The organism is Rhodococcus rhodochrous (genome assembly GCF_014854695.1).
GTDB lineage: Bacteria > Actinomycetota > Actinomycetes > Mycobacteriales > Mycobacteriaceae > Rhodococcus.
In genome coordinates, this window is sequence record NZ_CP027557.1 from 2,447,876 (window position 1) to 2,468,434 (window position 20,559).

The window sequence follows — 20,559 nt, forward strand, 5'->3', positions numbered from 1 at the left end:
TCACGATCGATTCACTCCGGTGCAGGATGCTGTTCCCCATGCCGGTGATGAAACGCATGCTCGTGATCGCAGCGCTGCTGCTGATCCCGGCGGCCCTCGCGTGGGGGAGCCAGGTCCTGACACGACCGGCGGGCTCGCCCGAGATCGGTGACGCATCGGTCACCGTCTCCGTCGTGCCGACCACGACCGAGTCCGCGGCGCCGTCCCCCGGGGTCGAAGCCTCCGAGGTACGACCCGAACCCGAGCCGGAGTCGGCGCCCGCACCGTCGGTCCCCGACACGCAGACACCCCCGCCCGCCGTGGTTCCGGCCCCGGTTCCCGATCCGGGTTGGTCCGACGTCGCACGCCAGCCCCTGCCGACCCCTCAGGTCGACTGGGACGACGACTGGGACGACGACGACTTGGGCGACGACGACTGGGACGACGACGGCGACAGCGGGGACGACGATGACGACTGAGTCGGGGAAACAGGCCGGCACGCAGCGCACCGGTCACCTCCGCATCCCTCACCCCGGTCGCGGATCCGCGCTCCCTGCCCGATGGCGCATCCTCAGCTGGATCCTGCTGACCACGGCCGTCGCGCTCGTCGCCGTCGTCGTCACCGCGCGAGTGCTGCTCCTCAACCACGTCGACCGCGACGCGAACGCCGACATCACCCAGGAGATCGACGAATTCCGGGCGTTCGCCGCCGAAGGCGTCGACCCCACCACGACGTTGCCGTTCACCTCCGTGGAGCGGATGCTCGAGGTCTATCTCAACCGCCAGCACACCTCGGAGGGCGAGGTGATCGTCGGCGTCGTCGACGGTTCGTTGCTCTTCGACCGCCGTATCGCGGTGGACCGGCCCGACCTGCCGGCGAACCTCACCGAGGACGGTGTGCTGTTCGAGCGCATCCTCAACGCCCCCACAGGCTCGGGCGTCCACGAGGTGGACGGTGGACAGATGCGCTGGGCCCGCGCCGACGTCACCTCCGGAGACGACCGGGGCGCGCTGATCGTCGCCGTGTTCACCGCCGAGCAACGCGCGAAGGTCGCCGACACCGCCCGCACCATCGGGCTGGTCGCGATCGGCGGCCTCGGTCTCACGGCGATCATCGGCTGGCTGGTCGCAGGGCAGATCCTCGCCCCGATCCGCCAGGTGCGCGAGGTGGCCGCCGCCATCGGCGAGAAGGATCTGACGAGTCGGGTGCCCGTGCACGGACGCGACGACATCGCCGCCCTGGCCCAGACTTTCAACTCGATGCTCGACCGCCTCGAACAGGCCTACACCACGCAGCAGCAGTTCGTCGACGACGCCGGCCACGAACTGCGGACACCGATCACCGTGATCCGCGGGCACCTCGAACTCATGGATCTCGGTCACGCCGACGACGCGACACGCGAGGAGACGATCCGGCTCGTCGAGGACGAACTCGACCGGATGGCGCGGATCGTCACCGACCTGCTCGTCCTCGCCAAGGCCGAACGCCCCGACTTCGTGCAGCGACGACCGGTCGACGTCACCGACCTCATGCTCGACGTCGAGGCCAAGGCGCAGATGCTCGGCACCCGCGACTGGCAGCTCATGGAGATCGCCGAGGGCACGGCCGACATCGACGCCCAACGCGTCACCCAGGCCGTGCTGCAGTACGCGACCAATGCCGTCACCCACACCCGACCCGGGGACGTCATCCAGCTCGGATCCGCCTTCGTCGAACACGACGGTATCGAGCACCTCCGGATCTGGGTCCGGGACACCGGACCCGGGGTCGCACCGGACGACGCGGCACGCATCTTCGAACGCTTCCGCCGCGGACGCACCGTCCCCGGCGACCGGCACGGACCCGCCGCCGAACGAGGCGGGGCGGGTCTCGGACTCGCCATCGTCCGCGCCATCGCCGACGCGCACCACGGCTCGGCCTGGGTCGAGAGCACGGTCGGACACGGCGCGACGTTCGGCATCGACCTCCCCGTACGAGACCCCGCAGGAACCACCGGCACGACCGACACGACCTGCACGGCCGGTTCGCCCGGTACAGCCGAGACTCGAAGGACCGCATCACAGTGAGCAGAATCCTCATCGCCGAAGACGACACCCGCATCACCGCCTTTCTCGAGAAGGGGCTGCGCGCAGCGGGATACACCACCACCGACGCCACCGACGGCGAGACCGCACTGATGCTCGCTCGCAGCGGTGCCTTCGACCTGGTGATCCTCGACATCGGGTTGCCCCGCATGGACGGCTTCACCGTCCTCGAGAGGCTGCGCGGTGAAGGTGTGCGAACCCCGGTGATCGTGCTGACCGCGCGGGACAGCGTCACCGATACCGTCGCGGGACTCGAAGGCGGTGCCAACGACTATGTGAGCAAACCGTTCCAGTTCGCCGAACTGCTCGCCCGCATCCGGTTGCGCATCGGCGACAGCAGCTCGGCGGCCGATCCGGCAGCGGTGATCCGCGACGGCGACATGGCTCTGGACCTGCGGGCTCGACGCGCCGAGATCGCCGGGGAGAGCGTCGATCTCACCAGCCGCGAATTCGCCCTGTTCGAAGTGTTCCTGCGTCACCGCGGGCAGGTGCTCTCCCGCGAACAGATCCTCGGGCACGTGTGGGGTTACGACTTCGATCCCGCGTCCAACGTCGTCGACGTCTACGTGCGCGCGCTGCGCAACAAGATCGGGGGAGACCGGGTCGAGACGATCCGCGGCGCGGGGTACCGGTTGCGATGACCTTCCACGCCACCGTTCCGCCGAGCGTCGTTGCGCCGCAGCCGCGCCCGCCGCGCAGACACGCGATCCCGGCGCCCGGCCGGATCGTCGCGGTCGGGATCCTCGCCGGCACCGTCGGTCTCCTCGTGTATCTCACGCGCACCGACCCAGACCTGACGACTCCGGCCGCCGTCACCATGATCGTGTTCGCCGTGGCCGTCTGGCTGTGGGTGTTCACGAAAATCGACGACACCTATGTGGCGCTCGGCGCTGCCGCGGCCCTCACGGTCGTCGGTGTCATCGACGCGGAGGCACTGTTCGCGACCCTCGGCGACGACGTCGTGTGGCTCCTGTTGTCCGCCTTCGTGATCGCCTCCGGTGTGGCGTCGTCGGGTCTGGCGACGCGCGGCGCGGCCTTCCTGGTGACGGGGGCGCGCAGCCCGCGGGCGCTCGTGCACCTGGTGACGGCGGCACTGATCGTCACCGCTTTCGCGGTGCCGTCGACCTCCGGTCGTGCCGCACTGGTGCTCCCGGTGTTCGTGGCGCTCGCGACGGTCCTCGCCGACCGGCCACGACTGGTGCGGGCACTCGCGTTGCTCTTCCCCACGGTGATCCTGCTGTCGGCGGTGGCGTCGCTGCTCGGCGCCGGTGCGCACCTGATCACCTCGCAGATCCTCGTCACCGCGACCGGCACCGGATTCGACTTCGCGACCTGGATGATCCTCGGCCTGCCGCTGGCGATCGTCTCGTCGCACGCCGCCGCCGAGCTGGTGCTGCTGCTGTTCACCTCCGCCGACGATCGGCGCGGACGCCTCACCGTCACCGCCGCCGACATCGGCGCGCAGACCGACACCCCGGTCTCCGGGCCGCTCTCCGTCGCCGAATCCCGCGCCGCCCTTCTGCTGGTCGTGGTGATGGTGCTGTGGTGCACCGAACCCGTCCACGGCATCCACCCGGCGGTGGTGGCACTGCTCGGTGCGCTCGTCGCGACCTCCCCGCGGTACGGTTCCGTGCGCCTCGCGCCCGCACTGAAGACCGTGCCGTGGCCCCTGCTGCTGTTCATGGCGGCGACGCTGTCGATCGGTACCGCGCTGACGACGAGCGGCGCGGCGGACTGGCTCGCATCGACGGCCTTCGGCCCACTCACCTCGCGCGGAGAGAGTGCCGGACCACTGTTCGTGATCGTCGTGGTCGTGATCTCCACCGCGGCCCACCTGGTCATCCAGTCGCGCTCGGCCCGCTCCGCCGTTCTCGTTCCCGTCGTGGTGGCACTCGCCCCGAGCGTCGGTGTCGATCCGCTCGCCGCGGCCTTTGTCTCGACGGCCGCCGCAGGCTTCTGCCACACCCTGCCGTCGTCGGCCAAGCCCGTGACGCTGTTCGCGGACGTGCCCGGCACCCCCACCTACTCGACCTCGGATCTGCTGCGCCTGGCGGCGTGGCTCGGTCCGCTCCTCGCCACGCTGGTCCTGCTGTTCGCGTGGTTCGTCTGGCCGCTGCTCGGCCTGTCGCTGTTCGTCTGATCCCTGTTCCGTCCCCAGTTGTCCCGTTCCACGATCGGAGTCGTCATGGCGTTGAAGGTTCCTCATCGCGTGCTCGTCGCGCCCAGCGGTTTCAAGGAGAGTCTCGACGCGCCAGGCGTCGCTGCCGCGATCGGTGCGGGAGTCCGCCGGGCGCTACCGTGCGCCGCCGTCGACCTCGTGCCCGTTCCCGACGGTGGGGAGGGCACCGCCGAGATCCTCGCCGAGGCCACCGGCGGCTCGCTCGTCCCGGTCACCGTGACCGGTCCCGTCGGCGAGCCGGTGCGGGCGAGCTGGGCGCGTCTCGGCGGTGCCACCCGCGGGACGGCGGTCGTCGAGATGGCCTCGGCTGCCGGCCTTCGGCTCGTGCCCGCCGATCGCCGTGATCCCGGTGCCACCACCACCCGCGGGGTCGGTGAACTCATTGCCGCGGCACTCGACGACGGCATCCGCCGCATCGTGATCGGCTGCGGCGACTCGGGCACCAGTGACGGCGGAGCCGGGGCCCTGCGAGCACTCGGCGCCCGGATCCTCGACGCCGACGGCGACGAACTACCCGACGGCGGACGGCACCTCGCGCGCGCCGCGCATCTCGATCTCGACGGTCTGCACCCGGCGCTCGCCGACACCGAGATCGTGCTGGCCTGCAACGTCCACAACGTCCTGTGCGGTCCGACCGGCGTCGCTCGGGTCTTCGGCCCGCAGAAGGGTGCGACACCCGCGCAGGTCGAGGAGCTGTCCGCTGCTCTGGAGCGCTGGGCGAAGGTGCTCGAGCGGGACGGGCGGGCACACGGGCTGGATGTGCGGTTCGGGGCGGGCACCGGCGCCTCCGGCGGCCTCGGTGCCGGTCTGGCCGCGGGCATCGGCGCCCGGATCGCCTCCCGGTTCGACGTGCTGCTCGATAGTGGCCTGTCTGGTATCGATCTCGACTCCCTGATCGCGCGTGCCGACCTGATCATCACCGCCGAGGGCAGCATCGACTTCCAGACCCCGCGCGGCAAGGTACCTGCGGAGGTCGCCCGCCGCGCCCAGCGTGCGGGCGTTCCGGTGCTCGCCATCGCCGGATCGCTCGGCGAGGGGGCGCGCGATGTCCACGACGTCGGGATCGGCGCGATCGCGTCGATCATCCCCGTCCCGATGCGCCTCGAGGACGCCGTCGCCAACGGTCACGACCTGCTCGTCGACGCCGCGGCGCGGTCCATGCGCCTGCTGATGCTCGGCTCCGCCGTGGCGAGTCGCAGCAAGGGCCGGGCGAAGAAGCGCAAGCACCGAGCGCCGGCGGCGTGACCAGAAGTTCCGCGCGCCGGCGGGTGGGTCCGAATAGGGTTCCGGTCATGCCCGAGATCGTCACCCTGACCATGAACCCGGCACTCGACGTCACGACCTTCACCGACGCGGTGGTGCCCACACGCAAGCTCCGCTGCGACGAGCCGTTCTACGACGCCGGCGGGGGAGGAGTGAACGTCGCGAAGGTCGCGCGCGTACTCGGTGCCTCGGCCGCCGCCGTCTATCCGGCCGGTGGTGCGCGGGGTGAACAGATGAGCGGTCTGCTCGACGACGACGATGTCGAGGAGCACATCGTCCCCATCGCCGGGTCCACCCGCGAGTGCTTCACGGCGATCGACCGCCGCAGCGGTCAGGAATACCGTTTCGTCACACCCGGTCCCGAGCTGACGGACGAGGAGCAGGAACGCTGCCTCGCAACACTCGAGAAGGTCGCCGAAGGCGCGAAGTACGTGGTGGCGAGCGGCAGCTTCCCGCCCGGTGTACCCGGCACCTTCGTCCGGCGCATCGCCGCGGCGGCGCACGAGGCCGGCGCGCGATTCGTCCTCGACTCGTCGGGCGATGCGCTGACCAGTATCGATTCGGGTGTCTACCTCGTCAAACCGAGCCTGGACGAGTTGTGCGAGTGGACCGGGCGGGAGTTGGCCACCGACGACGAGCAGATCACGGCCGCGCGCGAACTCGTCACCTCCGGTGTCACGGAGATCGTGGTCGTCTCGCTCGGCGCCGACGGGGCGATCATGGTGACCGCCGACGAGGCCGTGCGGGTGCCGGCCCTGGCGGCCAAGGTGCGCAGCGCCGTCGGAGCCGGCGACAGCATGGTCGCCGGACTCGTCGTCGGACTGCTGCAGGAACGATCGTTACGGGACGCGCTCGCCCTCGGGATCGCCTGCGGCACAGCGGCCCTGCTCACCGCCGGAAGCCACGTCTGCCGCCGCGAGGACATCGATCGTTTCGACGCCCTCGCCCGCGGGGTCTGACGACCCGCCGTTCACACCGCGCGGGACCGTGGATCCCGCAGGGTGTGAACGGCTTCGGTGAGTGTCGAGTGGATGTACCCGAGCTCCGGACTCGCAACGTCCGACCGGTCCGCCGACTCGTCCGTCGCTGCGTCGTCCGTCCACGCGGATGTGTCGGCGCCGGGATCGTGCCGCTGGATCCATCAGAGATTGCCGGACGGATCCGGGAACCGGGCGACGACATCGCCGAAGAAAGCCGTCGGCCGTGTGACGATCTCCGCGCCGTGCTGCGTGGCACGTTCGAGGACGGCGACGAGGAAGTCGACGAGTTCGGCTGCGCGGTCGGAGATCAGGAAGGTGTCGACGGTGTCCGATCCGTCCGGTCGGGGAGGGAGGGATTCGCGGTGATGGAGAGCGGTCACGATGATCCTTTCGATCGGGTGACTGCCACAGCCTTCCGGGCATAACGGCCACGTGATGGCACCAATGCGCCCGAGAGCGGACATTCCCGGCGGGTTCGGCTGCGGACCGCCGGTCCGACGCAGGTCCGACCCGGTGGAGGGCGCCGACTAGACTCGTCGGTTGTGGCCCACCCGATGATCGCTCCGTCCATCCTGTCCGCGGATTTCGCTCGTCTCGCCGACGAGGCGCAGGCCGTCGCCGGTGCCGACTGGCTCCACGTCGACGTCATGGACGCCCATTTCGTTCCGAACCTGACGCTCGGTCTCCCGGTCGTCGAGTCGCTGCTGAAGGCGACCGACATCCCGCTCGACTGTCACCTCATGATCGAGAATCCCGGCCGATGGGCACCGCCCTACGCCGAGGCCGGTGCCCACAACGTCACCTTCCACGCCGAGGCGACCGACGACCCGGTCGCCGTGGCCCGCGACATCCGCGCGGCCGGCGGCAAGGCCGGGCTGTCCGTCAAGCCCGGCACCCCCATCGAGCCCTATCTCGAGATCCTGAAGGAATTCGACACGTTGCTCGTGATGAGCGTCGAGCCGGGCTTCGGTGGTCAGTCCTTCATCCCGGACGTCCTCGACAAGGCCCGCCAGGTGCGCCGCCTCGTCGACTCGGGTGAACTGCGTCTGCTCGTCGAGATCGACGGCGGCATCAACACCGACACCATCGAAGCCGCCGCGGAAGCCGGTGTGGACTGCTTCGTTGCCGGGTCCGCCGTCTACGGCGCCGCCGATCCCGGTGAGGCGGTCCGCAAGCTGCGGGCGCAGGCCGGGGCCGCGTCCCCGCACCTGACGCTCGCGCCGTGACCGCACCCGAGGTCGCCGAAGCCCTCCAGTTCGCGCTCGATGCCTCGGAGGCCGTACGGGGTACGACCAGCCCCAACCCGCCTGTCGGCGCGGTGATCCTCGACGCGGACGGCGCGGTGGCAGGTGTCGGGGCCACCGCACCACCCGGAGGTCCGCACGCGGAGGTCCGGGCACTCGAGGCAGCGGGCGAACGCGCGCGCGGCGGCACCGCCGTCGTCACCCTCGAACCGTGCAACCACACCGGCCGCACCGGCCCGTGCGCGCAGGCCCTCATCGAGGCGGGGATCGCGACGGTGTACTACTCCGTCGCCGACCCGAATCCCGTCGCCGGGGGAGGCGCCGACACCCTCCGCGCCGCGGGCATCACCGTGCATCCCGGTCTCGGTGCCGAGGCCGTCGCCCGCGGCCCGCTGCGGGCATGGTTGCACCGGCAGCGCACCGGCCGGCCGCACGTGACGTGGAAGTACGCCGCGTCGATGGACGGTCGCAGCGCGGCGGCAGACGGCACGAGCAAGTGGATCTCCGGTCCCGAATCGCGTGCGCGCGTGCACGACCAGCGGAGCCGGCTCGACGCGATCATCGTCGGAACCGGCACCGTCCTCGCCGACGACCCGTGGCTGACCGCCCGTCTGCCCGACGGTGAACTCGCGCCGCACCAGCCGCTGCGGGTTGTCGTCGGTATGCGTGAGATTCCCACCTCTGCAAGGGTTCTCGACGACGCGGCGCCGACGCTGGTGCTGCGCACCCACGACATCGGGGAGGTGCTCGACGCGCTCGGCGATCGACCCGACGTGCTGCTCGAGGGCGGCCCCCGGCTCGCGGGCGCGTTCCTCGCAGCGGGCTGCGTCGACCGCATCCAGGCATATCTGGCGCCCGTCGTGCTCGGAGCCGGTGAGGCCGCCGTCGAGGACACCGGCGTGGGCACGATCTCCGACGCGCTACGGTTCCGCCGGGAACGGGTCGAGACCGTCGGCTCGGACATTCTGTTGACACTCGTCCCGGACCGGGACAACTGAATCGGACCCGGTCGCGGATCGGGAGCTAAGGAGCGGAACATGTTCACCGGCATCGTCGAGGAACTCGGTGAGATCGTCGCGAAGGAGGACCTCGCCGACGCGGCACGCTTCACCGTGCGCGGACCGCTGGTCACCTCCGACGCCAAGCACGGCGATTCGATCGCGGTCAACGGGGTGTGCCTGACGGTCGTCGACGTGCTCGACGGTGGGTCCTTCACCGCCGATGTGATGCAGGAGACGCTGAACCGGTCATCGCTCGGACAGCTCACCCTCGGCAGCTCCGTCAACCTCGAACGCGCCGCCGCACTGAACAGCCGCCTCGGCGGCCACCTCGTGCAGGGTCACGTCGACGCCACCGGCGCCGTCGTCTCCCGCACACCCTCGGAGAACTGGACGGTGGTGCGTATCTCGCTCCCGGCCGAAATCTCCCGCTACGTCGTCGAAAAGGGCTCGATCACCGTCGACGGTGTCTCGCTGACGGTCTCGGGTCTCGGAGGGGAACGCGGACAGGAGTGGTTCGAGATCTCGCTCATCCCGACCACCCTGTCGCTGACGACGCTCGGCACCGCCGAGCCGGGCACCCTCGTCAACCTCGAGGTCGACGTGATCGCCAAGTACGTGGAGCGCCTGCAGAACGCGCGCTGACGCGTCGTACTGTGGAGATCGACAGTGGACGCGGAGCACGAGTCGTCCGGATACGAGAGTTGGAGTCCAGGGAAGTGACGAGGTTCGACACCATCGAGCGCGCGGTCGCCGACATCGCCGCCGGTAAGGCGGTCGTCGTGGTCGACGACGAAGACCGTGAAAACGAGGGCGACCTCATCTTCGCCGCGGAGAAGGCAACGCCGGAACTCGTGGCGTTCATGGTCCGCTACACATCCGGGTACCTGTGCGTGCCCTTGGACGGCGAGGACTGCGACCGTCTCGGTCTGCCTCCCATGTACAGCGTCAACCAGGACAAGCACGGCACCGCCTACACGGTCACCGTCGACGCGAAGGAAGGCATCGGCACGGGTATCTCCGCGTCCGACCGCGCCGCCACCATGCGGCTGCTCGCCGACCCGAACTCCACCGCCCAGGACTTCACGCGTCCCGGTCACGTGGTGCCGCTGCGCGCCAAGGAGGGTGGCGTCCTGCGCCGGCCCGGACACACCGAAGCCGCCGTCGACCTCGCGCGCATGGCCGACCTGCGCCCGGCCGGCGTCATCTGCGAGATCGTCTCGCAGAAGGACGAAGGCGAGATGGCCCGAACCGACGAACTGCGCGTCTTCGCCGACGAGCACGAACTCGCCCTGATCTCGATCGCGGATCTCATCGCGTGGCGCCGCAAGCACGAGAAGCACGTCGTGCGCGTCGCCGAGGCCCGCATCCCCACCCGGCACGGCGACTTCACGGCCGTCGGCTACCAGAGCGTCTACGACGAGGTCGAACACGTCGCGCTCGTCCGCGGCGACATCGCCGGCCCGGACGGCGACGGCTCCGACGTGCTCGTGCGCGTGCACTCCGAATGCCTGACCGGCGACGTCTTCGGGTCGCTGCGCTGCGACTGCGGTCCGCAGCTCGACGCAGCCCTCGAGATGGTGGCCGAGGAAGGCCGCGGCGTCGTGCTCTACATGCGCGGCCACGAGGGACGCGGCATCGGCCTGATGCACAAGCTGCAGGCCTACCAGCTGCAGGACTCCGGTTCCGACACCGTCGACGCCAACCTGCAGCTCGGCCTTCCCGCCGACGCCCGCGACTACGGCATCGGCGCTCAGATCCTCGTCGACCTCGGTATCTCGTCGATGCGGCTGCTGACCAACAACCCGGCCAAGCGCGTCGGTCTCGACGGCTACGGCCTGCAGATCACCGAGCGTGTCCCGATGCCGTTGCGCGCGAACCGCGAGAACATCTCGTACCTGCGCACCAAGCGCGATCGTATGGGCCACGACCTGATCGGTCTCGACGAGTTCGACGAGGGAGACGCCTGATGAGCGGCGAAGGCCTGCCCGACCTGCAGCTCGCCGACGCCGCGGGGCTGAGCCTCGCGATCGTCGCCGGTCGCTGGCACACCGAGATCTCCGACGCCCTCATCGCCGGCGCACAGCGTGTCGCCGAGCAGGCGGGTATCACCGACGTCACCGTCGAGCGGGTCGCCGGAGCGATCGAACTTCCCGTCGTCGCGCAGCAGCTCGCCCGCACCCACGACGCAGTCGTCGCTCTCGGCGTGGTGATCCGCGGCGGCACGCCGCACTTCGAGTACGTGTGCGACGCCGTGACCTACGGTCTCACCCGGATCGCGCTCGACGAGGGCACCCCGGTGGGCAACGGTGTCCTCACCACCGACACCGAACAGCAGGCCCGCGACCGCGCCGGTCTGCCCGGCTCCGCGGAGGACAAGGGTGGCCAGGCCTGCGCGGCCGCGCTCGACACCGCCGTGACACTGCGGCGGCTGCGGAAGGCGGCGCGTTGACCCGCGACGAGACCGGCTGGGATCTCGAGGTACGCCCGGAGAAGATGCGGCGCTGGGTCGTCGTGGCGGCGGTCGTCGTCATGGCCGTCCACATCTTCGCGGCGCTCGTGCTGCGCGGGGGCGGCGACACCGGCGTGAACCTGCGGGTCGTCGACCAGATCGCGATCCTCGCCATCGGCGTCGTGCTCACCGGAGGCGTCCTGCTGTTCACCCGGCCGCGGCTGCGGGCGGGTGCGGACGGCGTCTCCGTCCGCAACGTGGTCGCCGAACGACACATCCCGTGGACCGACGTGCGCGGGCTGTTCTTCGACCACGGCGCCCCCTGGGCCCGCCTCGAGCTGCCGTTCGACGAGTACGTGCCCGTCGTTGCCATCCAGGCGCGCGACGGGGAACGCGCCGTGGACGCGCTCGAGCGTTTCCGCGAACTGGAGTCCCGCTACACCGGCGGCGCCGTCAGTGACGACAACGACCGCGGAGCCATCAGACGCAATGACGACGGCGGAGCCGTCAGACGCAATGACGACGGCGGAGCCGTCAGGGGCGACGACTAGCCTGGACCTGTGCCCGACCCCTCGACCTATCGCCCAGCCCCCGGTTCCATTCCCACGGAGCCGGGGGTCTACAAGTTCCGCGACCCGCACGGCCGGGTCGTCTACGTCGGCAAGGCGAAGAACCTCCGGTCCCGCCTGAACTCGTACTTCGCCGACATCGCCTCGCTGCATCCGCGCACCCGTCAGATGGTGACCACCGCGGGTCGGGTCGAGTGGACGGTGGTGCGCACCGAGGTCGAGGCACTCCAGCTCGAGTACAACTGGATCAAGGAGTTCGACCCCCGGTTCAACGTCCGCTACCGCGACGACAAGACGTACCCGATGCTCGCGGTCACGTTGAACGAGGAATATCCCCGCCTGTTCGTCTATCGCGGGCCGCGCCGCAAGGGCGTGCGCTATTTCGGCCCCTACTCGCACGCCTGGGCGATCCGCGAGACCCTCGACCTGTTGCTGCGAGTGTTCCCGTCGCGCACGTGCTCGGCCGGGGTCTTCAAGCGGCACGCGCAGATCGGCCGCCCGTGCCTGCTCGGCTACATCGACAAGTGCTCCGCGCCGTGCGTCGGACGCGTCTCCGCCGACGAACACCGCCGCATCGTCGAGGACTTCTGCGACTTCCTCGCCGGTCGCACCGACAAACTCGTCCGTGATGTCGAGAAGCGGATGCAGGCCGCCGCGGAGGAGCTCGACTTCGAGACCGCAGCCCGACTGCGCGACGATCTCGGGGCGCTGCGCAAGGCCCTCGAGAAGCAGGCCGTCGTGCTCGGCGACGGCACCGACGCCGACCTCGTGGCGTTCGCCGGCGACGACCTCGAGGTGGCCGTCCAAGTCTTCCACGTGCGCGGCGGTCGCGTGCGCGGTCAACGCGGCTGGGTCGTCGAGAAGTCCGGCGACGTGCTCGACCGTCCCGAGGACCGCGACGTCGAAGGCGTCGAGGCCGCCGAGGGGACCGACGACGTCGAAGAACTCTCCCTGCTCGTCGAACAGTTCCTCACCCAGTTCTACGGCGAGGAGGCCGCACTCGGCACCGATGACGCGGACGCCACCAGCGCCGTGCCGCGCGAGGTGCTCGTCCCCGCCCTGCCGCCCGACCCGGACGAGATGAGCCGCTGGCTCGGGCGTCTGCGCGGCGGTCCCGTGCGTCTGCGCATCCCGCAGCGCGGCGACAAGAAGGCACTGGCCGACACGGTCGAGCGCAACGCCAAGGAAGCGCTCGCCCAGCACAAGCTGCGGCGCGCGGGCGACTTCAATGCCCGATCGGCGGCGTTGCAGGGCATCCAGGACGCCCTCGACCTCGATTCGGCGCCGCTGCGCATCGAATGCGTCGACATCAGTCACGTGCAGGGCACCGACGTCGTCGCATCGCTGGTCGTCTTCGAGGACGGACTGCCCCGCAAGTCCGACTACCGGCACTACGCCATCAAGCACGCCGCGGGTGACGGGCACTCCGACGACGTCGCTTCGATCGCCGAGGTCACCCGCCGGCGTTTCCTCCGCCACAACCGCGACCTGGCCCGACAGGCCGATCCGGACGGCTCCGCTCCGGAGGGAGGCGACGGCGGGGACCTCGCGCCCGAGGCGGCACTGGACCCGGCGACGGGCCGTCCGCGCCGGTTCGCCTACCCGCCGAACCTGTTCGTCGTCGACGGTGGTGCGCCGCAGGTCGCGGCCGCGGCCGAGGTCCTCGACGAACTCGGCATCACGGATGTTGCGGTCGTCGGGCTCGCGAAGCGTCTCGAGGAGGTGTGGGTGCCGGGGGAGGAGGATCCGGTGATCCTGCCGCGCACGAGTGAGTCGCTGTTCCTGCTGCAACGCATCCGCGACGAGGCGCACCGTTTCGCGATCACCTACCACCGCAGCAAGCGGTCCAAACGCATGACCGCCTCCGCTCTCGACGGGGTCCGTGGTCTCGGCGACACCCGGCGCAAGGCACTCGTCACCCACTTCGGGTCGGTCGCGCGGCTACGCGAGGCGAGCGTCGAGGAGATCACCGCGGTGCCCGGGATCGGGCAAGCCACGGCGAAGGCCGTCCTCGAGGCGCTGCGGGGCGACGCACCGGCTCCGGCCGAGTCGCCGCAGGACACCGACGCCCCGACCGTCGCGGACGCGAGTGATCCGGCTGCGGCACCTGCGGGCGACCCGACTGCCGCGGATGCGGGCGACACGCCGGTAGGCGATGATGGCTCAGTCGGCGTGTCGGGAGTACGAGCGGAGTCGGAACAGTGACCGAAGTGGGTCGGATCCCGGGGATGGCGGACGGTTCGGAACAGGGTGTCGACGGAGAACGGCCGGCGCAGGCCGAGGTCATCGTCGTCACCGGCCTGTCCGGAGCCGGACTGAGTACGGCGGCGACCGCCCTCGAGGATCTCGGGTGGTACGTCGCGGAGAACCTCCCGCCCCAGTTGGTGCTGTCGATGATCGATCTCGCGGTGCAGGCCGAACCTCCGCTGCAACGCCTCGCCGTGGTGATGGACGTGCGCAGCCGGTTGTTCACCGGCGACCTCGAACGCGTGGTCGCCGATCTGGCGGCCCGCCCGGTCAACACCCGGGTGCTCTTCCTCGAAGCCGCCGACTCGGTGCTCGTCCGGCGGTTCGAGCAGGTGCGCCGCAGCCATCCGCTGCAGTCCGACACGGCCGACCGCACGCTCACCGACGGCATCGCCGTCGAACGCGAGCAGCTCGCTCCCGTCAAGGCCGCGGCCGACCTCGTCATCGACACGTCCGCGCTGTCCGGGCCCGATCTGCGTCGCAAGATCGATGCGGCCTTCGGCGACGCCGCATCCGACACCATCCGGGTGACCGTGGAGTCGTTCGGCTTCAAGTACGGCCTGCCCATGGACTCCGACGTCGTGTGCGACGTGCGGTTCCTGCCGAACCCCCACTGGATCGCCGAACTGCGTCCGCACACCGGGCAGGACGCGGCGGTGAGCGACTATGTACTCTCCCGCGACGGTGCCGAGGACTATCTCGCCACCTATCACCGGCTGCTCGATCTGACGACCGCCGGTTACCGTCGGGAGGGGAAGCGCTACATGACGATTGCAGTGGGCTGCACCGGAGGGAAACACCGGAGCGTGGCGATGGCCGAGGCCCTCGCCGCACGCCTCGAGCAGGCACCGGATCTGACGGTGAACGTGGTGCACCGGGATCTGGGGCGCGAGTGAACGCCGAGACTCCGAACTCCGACAGCGCTCCGAACTCCGACAGCGCTCCGAACCCCGACAGCGCTCCGAACCCCGGGGCAGCGCCCGGACCTGCGATCACCGCTCTCGGCGGCGGACACGGTCTGTACGCGACGCTCAGTGCCGTCCGGCGCCTCACCGACCGGGTCACCGCCGTCGTGACCGTCGCCGACGACGGAGGTTCCTCGGGACGGCTGCGCGCCGAACTCGGCGTCGTCCCACCCGGCGACCTGCGCATGGCCCTCGCCGCACTCGCCGGCCGCGACGACGAGGTCCGGGTGTGGACCGAGACCGTCCAACACCGCTTCGGCGGCACAGGTGCACTCGCCGGGCACTCCGTCGGCAACCTGATCCTCGCCGGGCTCGCCGAGGTGGCGGGCGACACCGTCACTGCTCTCGACATGCTCGCTCGCGTCCTCGACGTACGCGGTCGGGTACTGCCCATGTCGCCGATCCCCCTCGACATCGAAGCCGACGTCTCGGGACTCGAATCCGACCCGCGGGTGAGCCGCTGCATCCGGGGACAGGTCGCGGTGGCGACCACCCCGGGCAAGGTGCGCCGGGTCCGCCTGATCCCCGCCGATCCGCCGGCCTGTCCGCCGGCGCTCGACGCGGTGTGCGAGGCCGATCTCGTGGTGCTCGGCCCGGGATCCTGGTTCTCGAGCGTCATCCCGCACGTGCTCGTCCCGGACCTGCACGAGGCGCTGGTCCACACGACGGCGCTCAAGGTCCTCGTGCTCAACCTCGCGGCGGAACCGGGGGAGACGGCAGGCTTCTCCGCGGAACGTCACCTGCACGTTCTCGCCCAGCACGCCCCCGATTTCCGTGTCGACCACGTCGTCGTGGATGCTGCCTCGGTACCGGAAGGACGCGAGCGCGAGCACCTGAGCCGGTCCGCGGCCCGATTCGGAGCGGACGTCTCGTTCGTCGACGTCGCCGAGACCGGTACGCATCGACACGACCCCGCCAAGTTGGCGGGGGCACTGGAAACATGTCTGTCCTCGCGCGGTGGAGTCCGTGCCGCGCGCGGGGGCGGGAGGGAGAGCGTCTCGTGGCAATGACAGCGGAGGTCAAGGACGAGCTGAGCAGGTTGTCGGTCACCAGGATCAGCAACCGCAAGGCCGAGGTGTCCGCCCTCCTGCGCTTCGCCGGGGGATTGCACATCGTCGCCGGACGAGTGGTCGTCGAGGCCGAGGTCGACCTCGGATCGATCGCACGTCGCCTCCGCCGCGAGATCTTCGAGCTCTACAGCTATCCCGCCGAGATCCAGGTGCTCGGCGCGGGTGGGCTGCGCAAGAGCTCCCGGTACATCGTCCGCGTCGGCAAGGACGGTGAGGCGCTGGCCCGCCGCACCGGCCTGCTCGACGGTCGCGGACGACCCGTGCGCGGACTGCCCGCGCAGGTGGTCGGCGGCAGTGTCTCCGACTCCGCTGCGGCGTGGCGCGGGGCGTTCCTCGCCCATGGTTCGCTCACCGAACCGGGCCGTTCCTCGGCGCTCGAGGTGAGCTGCCCCGGCCCGGAGGCCGCCCTCGCGCTCGTCGGTGCCGCCCGCCGGCTCGGCGTCACCGCCAAGGCGCGTGAGGTGCGCGGCGCCGACCGCGTGGTGATCCGCGACGGCGAGGCCATCGGCGCGCTGCTCACCCACATGGGCGCGCAGGACACCCGGCTGGTCTGGGAGGAGCGCCGCATGCGCCGAGAGGTGCGGGCGACCGCGAACCGTCTCGCCAACTTCGACGACGCCAATCTGCGCCGGTCCGCACGCGCCGCCGTGGCAGCGGCTGCGCGGGTCGAGCGGGCGCTGGCGATCCTGGGCCCCGACGTGCCCGACCACCTCGCCGCCGCCGGCGCGCTGCGCGTGCAGCACCGACAGGCGTCGCTCGAGGAGCTCGGCCAGCTCGCCGATCCGCCCATGACCAAGGACGCCGTCGCAGGACGGATCCGCCGCCTGCTGTCGATGGCGGATCGTCGCGCGAAGGAACTCGGGATCCCCGATACGGAATCGGCCGTCACCGCTGAGTTGCTGGACGAGGCATAGCGGGGCAGGCTTGCAAGGGAGTTCGCGCCACGACCGGGCGGCTCCCCACAGTACGACCGAACCCCACTAGGGTGAAGGGCACACGAGCACGACCATCGGAATACTGGACAAAGGAGCTTCATTGTGACTGTCCGCGTAGGCGTGAACGGATTCGGACGCATCGGGCGCAACTTCTTCCGGGCGGTCGAGGCGCAGAAGGCACTCGGCACCACCGACATCGAGATCGTTGCCGTCAACGACCTCACCGACAACGACACCCTCGCGACGCTCCTGAAGTACGACTCGATCCTGGGGCGCCTCGACAAGGACGTGCATGTCGAGGGCGACGACATCGTCGTCGGCGACCGGAAGATCAAGGCCCTCTCGATCAAGGAAGGCCCCTCCGCTCTTCCGTGGAGCGACCTCGGTGTCGACGTCGTCGTCGAGTCCACCGGCATCTTCACCAACGCCGCGAAGGCGAAGGGGCACATCGATGCCGGCGCCAAGAAGGTCATCATCTCGGCGCCCGCCACCGACGAGGACATCACCATCGTCATGGGCGTCAACCACGACAAGTACGACGGCACGCAGAACATCATCTCCAACGCCTCGTGCACCACGAACTGCCTCGGCCCCCTCGCCAAGGTGCTGAACGACGAGTTCGGCATCGAGAAGGGCCTGATGACCACGATCCACGCATACACCCAGGACCAGAACCTGCAGGATGGACCGCACAAGGATCTGCGTCGCGCCCGGGCCGCTGCCCTGAACATCGTCCCCACCGGCACAGGCGCCGCCAAGGCCATCGGCCTCGTGCTCCCCGAGCTGCGCGGCAAGCTCGACGGCTACGCGCTGCGCGTCCCGGTCCCGACCGGCTCGGTCACCGACCTCACCGCGACCCTCACCAAGAAGGCCACCGCCGACGAGGTCAACGCCGCACTGAAGGCTGCTGCGGAGGGTCCGCTGAAGGGCATCCTGAAGTACAACACCGATCCGATCGTCTCCTCGGACATCGTCACCGACCCGCACTCGTCGATCTTCGACGCGCCTCTGACCAAGGTCATCGACGAGCAGGTCAAGGTCGTCTCGTGGTACGACAACGAGTGGGGCTACTCGAATCGTCTTGCCGACCTCGTCGGTCTCGTCGGCAAGTCTCTCTGAAACTCGTAGAACAGGACATTTGAACAGTGGCAGTTCAGACCCTCGAGGATCTGCTCGACGCAGGTGTGGAGGGTCGGGGCGTACTCGTGCGCTCCGACCTCAACGTCCCGCTCGACGGCGACACGATCACCGACGCCGGCCGCATCCTCGCGTCCGCGCCCACCATCCGCACGCTCGCGGAGGCCGGGGCGAAGGTCGTCGTGACCGCGCACCTCGGCCGCCCCAAGGGTGAGCCGGATCCGAAGTACTCGCTCGCGCCCGTCGCGGCGAAGCTCGGTGAGGTGCTCGGCCGCAACGTCCAGCTCGCCTCCGACGTCGTCGGCCAGGATGCGCTGGCGCGTTCCGAAGGGCTGACCGACGGCGACATCCTCCTGCTCGAGAACGTCCGCTTCGACGCTCGCGAGACCAGCAAGGACGATGCCGAGCGGCTCGCCTTCGCCCGTGAGCTCGTCGAGCTCGTCGGCGACGACGGCGCATTCGTCTCCGACGGCTTCGGTGTCGTGCACCGCAAGCAGGCGTCGGTCTACGACGTCGCGACGCTGCTCCCGCACTACGCGGGTGGTCTCGTCGCGGCCGAGGTCGACGTACTCGCCAAGCTCACCACCGACACCGAGCGTCCGTACGCCGTGGTGCTCGGCGGCTCGAAGGTCTCCGACAAGCTCGGGGTCATCGAAGCGCTCGCACCCAAGGTCGACACGCTCGTCATCGGTGGCGGCATGTGCTTCACCTTCCTTGCGGCACAGGGCTACTCGGTCGGCACGTCGCTGCTCGAGGAGTCGATGATCGACACCTGCAAGCAGCTGCTCGAACGCTTCGGCGACGTCATCCACATCCCGCAGGACGTGGTGGTGGCCGACAAGTTCGCGGCCGACGCACAGTCGCAGACCGTCGCGGCCGACTCCATCCCCGACGGATGGATGGGCCTCGACATCGGACCGGAATCCGTGCAGCGCTTCGCCTCGCTCCTCGGCTCGGCGAAGACGGTGTTCTGGAACGGCCCGATGGGCGTGTTCGAGTTCGAGAACTTCGCGGCCGGCACGAAGGGTGTCGCGGAAGCGATCATCGAGGCCACCGGCAAGGGCGCGTTCAGCGTCGTCGGCGGCGGCGACTCCGCTGCGGCCGTGCGGTCGCTCGGGCTCGGTGAGGACCGTTTCTCGCACATCTCCACCGGTGGTGGCGCCTCCCTCGAGTACCTCGAGGGCAAGGAACTGCCCGGCATCGCAGTTCTGGAGGGCTGACGGTCATGGCACGGACACCGCTCATCGCGGGCAACTGGAAGATGAACCTCAACCACCTCGAGGCCATCGCCCTGGTGCAGAAGATCGCGTTCACCCTTCCCGAGAAGTACCTCGAGAAGGTCGACGTGACGGTCATCCCGCCGTTCACCGACATCCGCTCGGTGCAGACCCTCGTCGAGGGCGACAAGCTCGGCATCACCTACGGAGCCCAGGACATCTCGGTCCACGACTCCGGCGCCTACACCGGTGAGATCTCCGGTGCGATGCTCGCGAAGCTCGGCTGCACCTACGTGGTCGTCGGGCACTCCGAGCGTCGCACCCTGCACGGCGAGACCGACGAGATCGTCCGCGACAAGACCAAGGCCGCTCTGCGGCACGGTCTCACTCCGATCGTGTGCATCGGCGAAGGACTCGACGTCCGCGAAGCCGGCAGCCACGTCGAGTACAACGTCGAGCAGTTGAAGAACTCGCTCGCCGGCCTGTCCGCCGACGAGATCGCGAAGATCGTCGTCGCGTACGAGCCGGTCTGGGCCATCGGCACGGGCAAGGTCGCCTCGGCGGCCGACGCACAGGAGGTGTGCGCCGCGGTGCGCAACACCCTCGCCGAACTGGCCTCGCCCGAGGTCGCGGCATCGGTCCGCGTCCTGTACGGCGGGTCGGTCAACGCCAAGAACGTCGGTGAGCTCATCGCTCAGACCGACATCGACGGCGGCCTCGTGGGAGGCGCCTCCCTCAAGGCCGACGAATTCGCTCAGCTGTCGGCGATCGCCGCAGGCGGCCCGCTCCTCTAGAGCGACCGGCATCAGGTGGGGTGCAGGATCGACGAGATCCTGCACCCCACCCGCGTTTCGCCTCAGCGCAGTGTTGCCGTCTCGACCCGCGTAGCCACGACGACCGTCCCCGGCACACCCGCAGCATCCCCATATGGCGAGCGGGTAAGCTGACGCCGACGTCGCCCACCATCCGAAGGACATCGAACACCGACATGGAACTGTTCCTGGACATCCTCCTGATCGTCACGAGCCTGTTGCTCATCCTGCTGGTGCTGCTGCACCGCGGTAAGGGCGGTGGTCTGTCCAGCCTGTTCGGTGGTGGAGTCCAGTCCAATCTCTCGGGCTCGACGGTGGCGGAGAAGAACCTCGACCGTCTCACCGTCTTCACCGGCATCATCTGGGTGATCTCGATCCTCGGCATCGGACTGCAGATCAAGTTCAGCTGATCCCGCACATGCACGGC

Annotated in this window: 21 protein-coding genes; 20 read left to right on the forward strand and 1 reads right to left on the reverse strand. The window is 69.8% G+C overall.

Features of this window, described 5'->3' with window-relative positions; translation table 11 throughout:
- The first annotated feature begins 38 nt into the window (after positions 1-38).
- From C6Y44_RS11535 to C6Y44_RS11560, 6 genes are read left to right on the forward strand one after another with little or no spacing between them, the layout of a single operon-like run.
- Positions 39-458, forward strand: a complete 420-nt coding sequence (locus tag C6Y44_RS11535) for a hypothetical protein (protein ID WP_225623781.1) — start codon at positions 39-41, stop codon at positions 456-458.
- On the forward strand, positions 448-2,046 hold the full coding sequence (locus C6Y44_RS11540; protein ID WP_159418455.1) for a sensor histidine kinase: 1,599 nt from the start codon (positions 448-450) through the stop codon (positions 2,044-2,046). The genes C6Y44_RS11535 and C6Y44_RS11540 overlap by 11 nt, the downstream gene beginning before the upstream one ends.
- A complete protein-coding gene (locus C6Y44_RS11545) occupies positions 2,043-2,705 on the forward strand; it encodes a response regulator transcription factor (protein ID WP_060653230.1) in 663 nt (220 codons plus the stop codon). The genes C6Y44_RS11540 and C6Y44_RS11545 overlap by 4 nt, the downstream gene beginning before the upstream one ends.
- Entirely contained in the window at positions 2,702-4,204 is a 1,503-nt protein-coding gene (locus tag C6Y44_RS11550; RefSeq protein ID WP_159418454.1) for an SLC13 family permease, read from the forward strand. Before C6Y44_RS11545 ends, C6Y44_RS11550 begins: the two co-directional genes overlap by 4 nt.
- 45 nt (positions 4,205-4,249) lie before the next feature.
- On the forward strand, positions 4,250-5,488 hold the full coding sequence (locus C6Y44_RS11555; protein ID WP_120282430.1) for a glycerate kinase family protein: 1,239 nt from the start codon (positions 4,250-4,252) through the stop codon (positions 5,486-5,488).
- A 47-nt stretch (positions 5,489-5,535) separates the two neighbouring features.
- A complete protein-coding gene (locus C6Y44_RS11560) occupies positions 5,536-6,465 on the forward strand; it encodes a 1-phosphofructokinase family hexose kinase (protein ID WP_159418453.1) in 930 nt (309 codons plus the stop codon).
- A gap of 182 nt (positions 6,466-6,647) precedes the next feature.
- On the opposite strand, the gene C6Y44_RS28085 is transcribed toward C6Y44_RS11560, so the two are convergent.
- Positions 6,648-6,866, reverse strand: a complete 219-nt coding sequence (locus tag C6Y44_RS28085) for a hypothetical protein (RefSeq protein ID WP_225623782.1) — start codon at positions 6,864-6,866, stop codon at positions 6,648-6,650.
- 162 nt (positions 6,867-7,028) lie between these two features.
- Between C6Y44_RS28085 and rpe the strand changes: the two genes are divergently transcribed.
- From rpe to secG, 14 genes are all read left to right on the forward strand, one after another.
- Positions 7,029-7,712 (forward strand): ribulose-phosphate 3-epimerase, encoded by a 684-nt coding sequence (gene rpe / locus C6Y44_RS11570; protein ID WP_060653315.1) that lies wholly within the window; start codon positions 7,029-7,031, stop codon positions 7,710-7,712.
- Positions 7,709-8,728, forward strand: coding sequence for a bifunctional diaminohydroxyphosphoribosylaminopyrimidine deaminase/5-amino-6-(5-phosphoribosylamino)uracil reductase RibD (gene ribD / locus C6Y44_RS11575; protein ID WP_120282433.1), 1,020 nt, complete (start codon positions 7,709-7,711; stop codon positions 8,726-8,728). The genes rpe and ribD overlap by 4 nt, the downstream gene beginning before the upstream one ends.
- A 39-nt stretch (positions 8,729-8,767) precedes the next feature.
- Positions 8,768-9,373, forward strand: coding sequence for a riboflavin synthase (locus tag C6Y44_RS11580; protein ID WP_059381377.1), 606 nt, complete (start codon positions 8,768-8,770; stop codon positions 9,371-9,373).
- A gap of 74 nt (positions 9,374-9,447) precedes the next feature.
- Positions 9,448-10,698: a bifunctional 3,4-dihydroxy-2-butanone-4-phosphate synthase/GTP cyclohydrolase II gene (locus C6Y44_RS11585; protein ID WP_159418452.1), complete on the forward strand. Its 1,251-nt coding sequence runs from the start codon at positions 9,448-9,450 to the stop codon at positions 10,696-10,698.
- The gene (gene ribH / locus C6Y44_RS11590; protein WP_159418451.1) at positions 10,698-11,180 is read left to right on the forward strand and encodes a 6,7-dimethyl-8-ribityllumazine synthase; all 483 of its coding nucleotides are present in this window, start codon (positions 10,698-10,700) and stop codon (positions 11,178-11,180) included. The genes C6Y44_RS11585 and ribH overlap by 1 nt, the downstream gene beginning before the upstream one ends.
- Positions 11,177-11,731, forward strand: a complete 555-nt coding sequence (locus C6Y44_RS11595) for a PH domain-containing protein (protein WP_159418450.1) — start codon at positions 11,177-11,179, stop codon at positions 11,729-11,731. Before ribH ends, C6Y44_RS11595 begins: the two co-directional genes overlap by 4 nt.
- Before the next feature lie 9 nt (positions 11,732-11,740).
- Positions 11,741-13,954, forward strand: a complete 2,214-nt coding sequence (gene uvrC, locus C6Y44_RS11600; protein ID WP_159418449.1) for an excinuclease ABC subunit UvrC — start codon at positions 11,741-11,743, stop codon at positions 13,952-13,954.
- Positions 13,955-13,977: 23 nt separating this feature from the next.
- Positions 13,978-14,892 (forward strand): RNase adapter RapZ, encoded by a 915-nt coding sequence (rapZ, locus tag C6Y44_RS11605; RefSeq protein WP_159419241.1) that lies wholly within the window; start codon positions 13,978-13,980, stop codon positions 14,890-14,892.
- Positions 14,889-15,971, forward strand: a complete 1,083-nt coding sequence (locus C6Y44_RS11610) for a gluconeogenesis factor YvcK family protein (protein ID WP_372473021.1) — start codon at positions 14,889-14,891, stop codon at positions 15,969-15,971. The genes rapZ and C6Y44_RS11610 overlap by 4 nt, the downstream gene beginning before the upstream one ends.
- Positions 15,962-16,945: a DNA-binding protein WhiA gene (gene whiA, locus C6Y44_RS11615; protein WP_159418448.1), complete on the forward strand. Its 984-nt coding sequence runs from the start codon at positions 15,962-15,964 to the stop codon at positions 16,943-16,945. Before C6Y44_RS11610 ends, whiA begins: the two co-directional genes overlap by 10 nt.
- A 123-nt stretch (positions 16,946-17,068) precedes the next feature.
- Positions 17,069-18,085, forward strand: a complete 1,017-nt coding sequence (gap, locus tag C6Y44_RS11620; RefSeq protein WP_159418447.1) for a type I glyceraldehyde-3-phosphate dehydrogenase — start codon at positions 17,069-17,071, stop codon at positions 18,083-18,085.
- Between the two features lie 26 nt (positions 18,086-18,111).
- Positions 18,112-19,323 (forward strand): phosphoglycerate kinase, encoded by a 1,212-nt coding sequence (locus C6Y44_RS11625; protein WP_120282440.1) that lies wholly within the window; start codon positions 18,112-18,114, stop codon positions 19,321-19,323.
- Between the two features lie 5 nt (positions 19,324-19,328).
- Positions 19,329-20,114: a triose-phosphate isomerase gene (tpiA, locus tag C6Y44_RS11630; protein ID WP_159418446.1), complete on the forward strand. Its 786-nt coding sequence runs from the start codon at positions 19,329-19,331 to the stop codon at positions 20,112-20,114.
- A gap of 194 nt (positions 20,115-20,308) precedes the next feature.
- Positions 20,309-20,542 (forward strand): preprotein translocase subunit SecG, encoded by a 234-nt coding sequence (gene secG, locus C6Y44_RS11635; RefSeq protein ID WP_006551479.1) that lies wholly within the window; start codon positions 20,309-20,311, stop codon positions 20,540-20,542.
- The last annotated feature ends 17 nt before the right edge of the window (positions 20,543-20,559 follow it).

Coding starts and splice junctions, on each gene's coding strand:
- C6Y44_RS11535 (WP_225623781.1), top strand. CDS start 39: ATGCCGGTGATGAAACGCATGCTCGTGATCGCAGCGCTGCTGCTGATC.
- C6Y44_RS11540 (WP_159418455.1), top strand. CDS start 448: ATGACGACTGAGTCGGGGAAACAGGCCGGCACGCAGCGCACCGGTCAC.
- C6Y44_RS11550 (WP_159418454.1), top strand. CDS start 2,702: ATGACCTTCCACGCCACCGTTCCGCCGAGCGTCGTTGCGCCGCAGCCG.
- C6Y44_RS11555 (WP_120282430.1), top strand. CDS start 4,250: ATGGCGTTGAAGGTTCCTCATCGCGTGCTCGTCGCGCCCAGCGGTTTC.
- C6Y44_RS11560 (WP_159418453.1), top strand. CDS start 5,536: ATGCCCGAGATCGTCACCCTGACCATGAACCCGGCACTCGACGTCACG.
- C6Y44_RS11580 (WP_059381377.1), top strand. CDS start 8,768: ATGTTCACCGGCATCGTCGAGGAACTCGGTGAGATCGTCGCGAAGGAG.
- ribH (WP_159418451.1), top strand. CDS start 10,698: ATGAGCGGCGAAGGCCTGCCCGACCTGCAGCTCGCCGACGCCGCGGGG.
- rapZ (WP_159419241.1), top strand. CDS start 13,978: ATGGCGGACGGTTCGGAACAGGGTGTCGACGGAGAACGGCCGGCGCAG.
- tpiA (WP_159418446.1), top strand. CDS start 19,329: ATGGCACGGACACCGCTCATCGCGGGCAACTGGAAGATGAACCTCAAC.
- secG (WP_006551479.1), top strand. CDS start 20,309: ATGGAACTGTTCCTGGACATCCTCCTGATCGTCACGAGCCTGTTGCTC.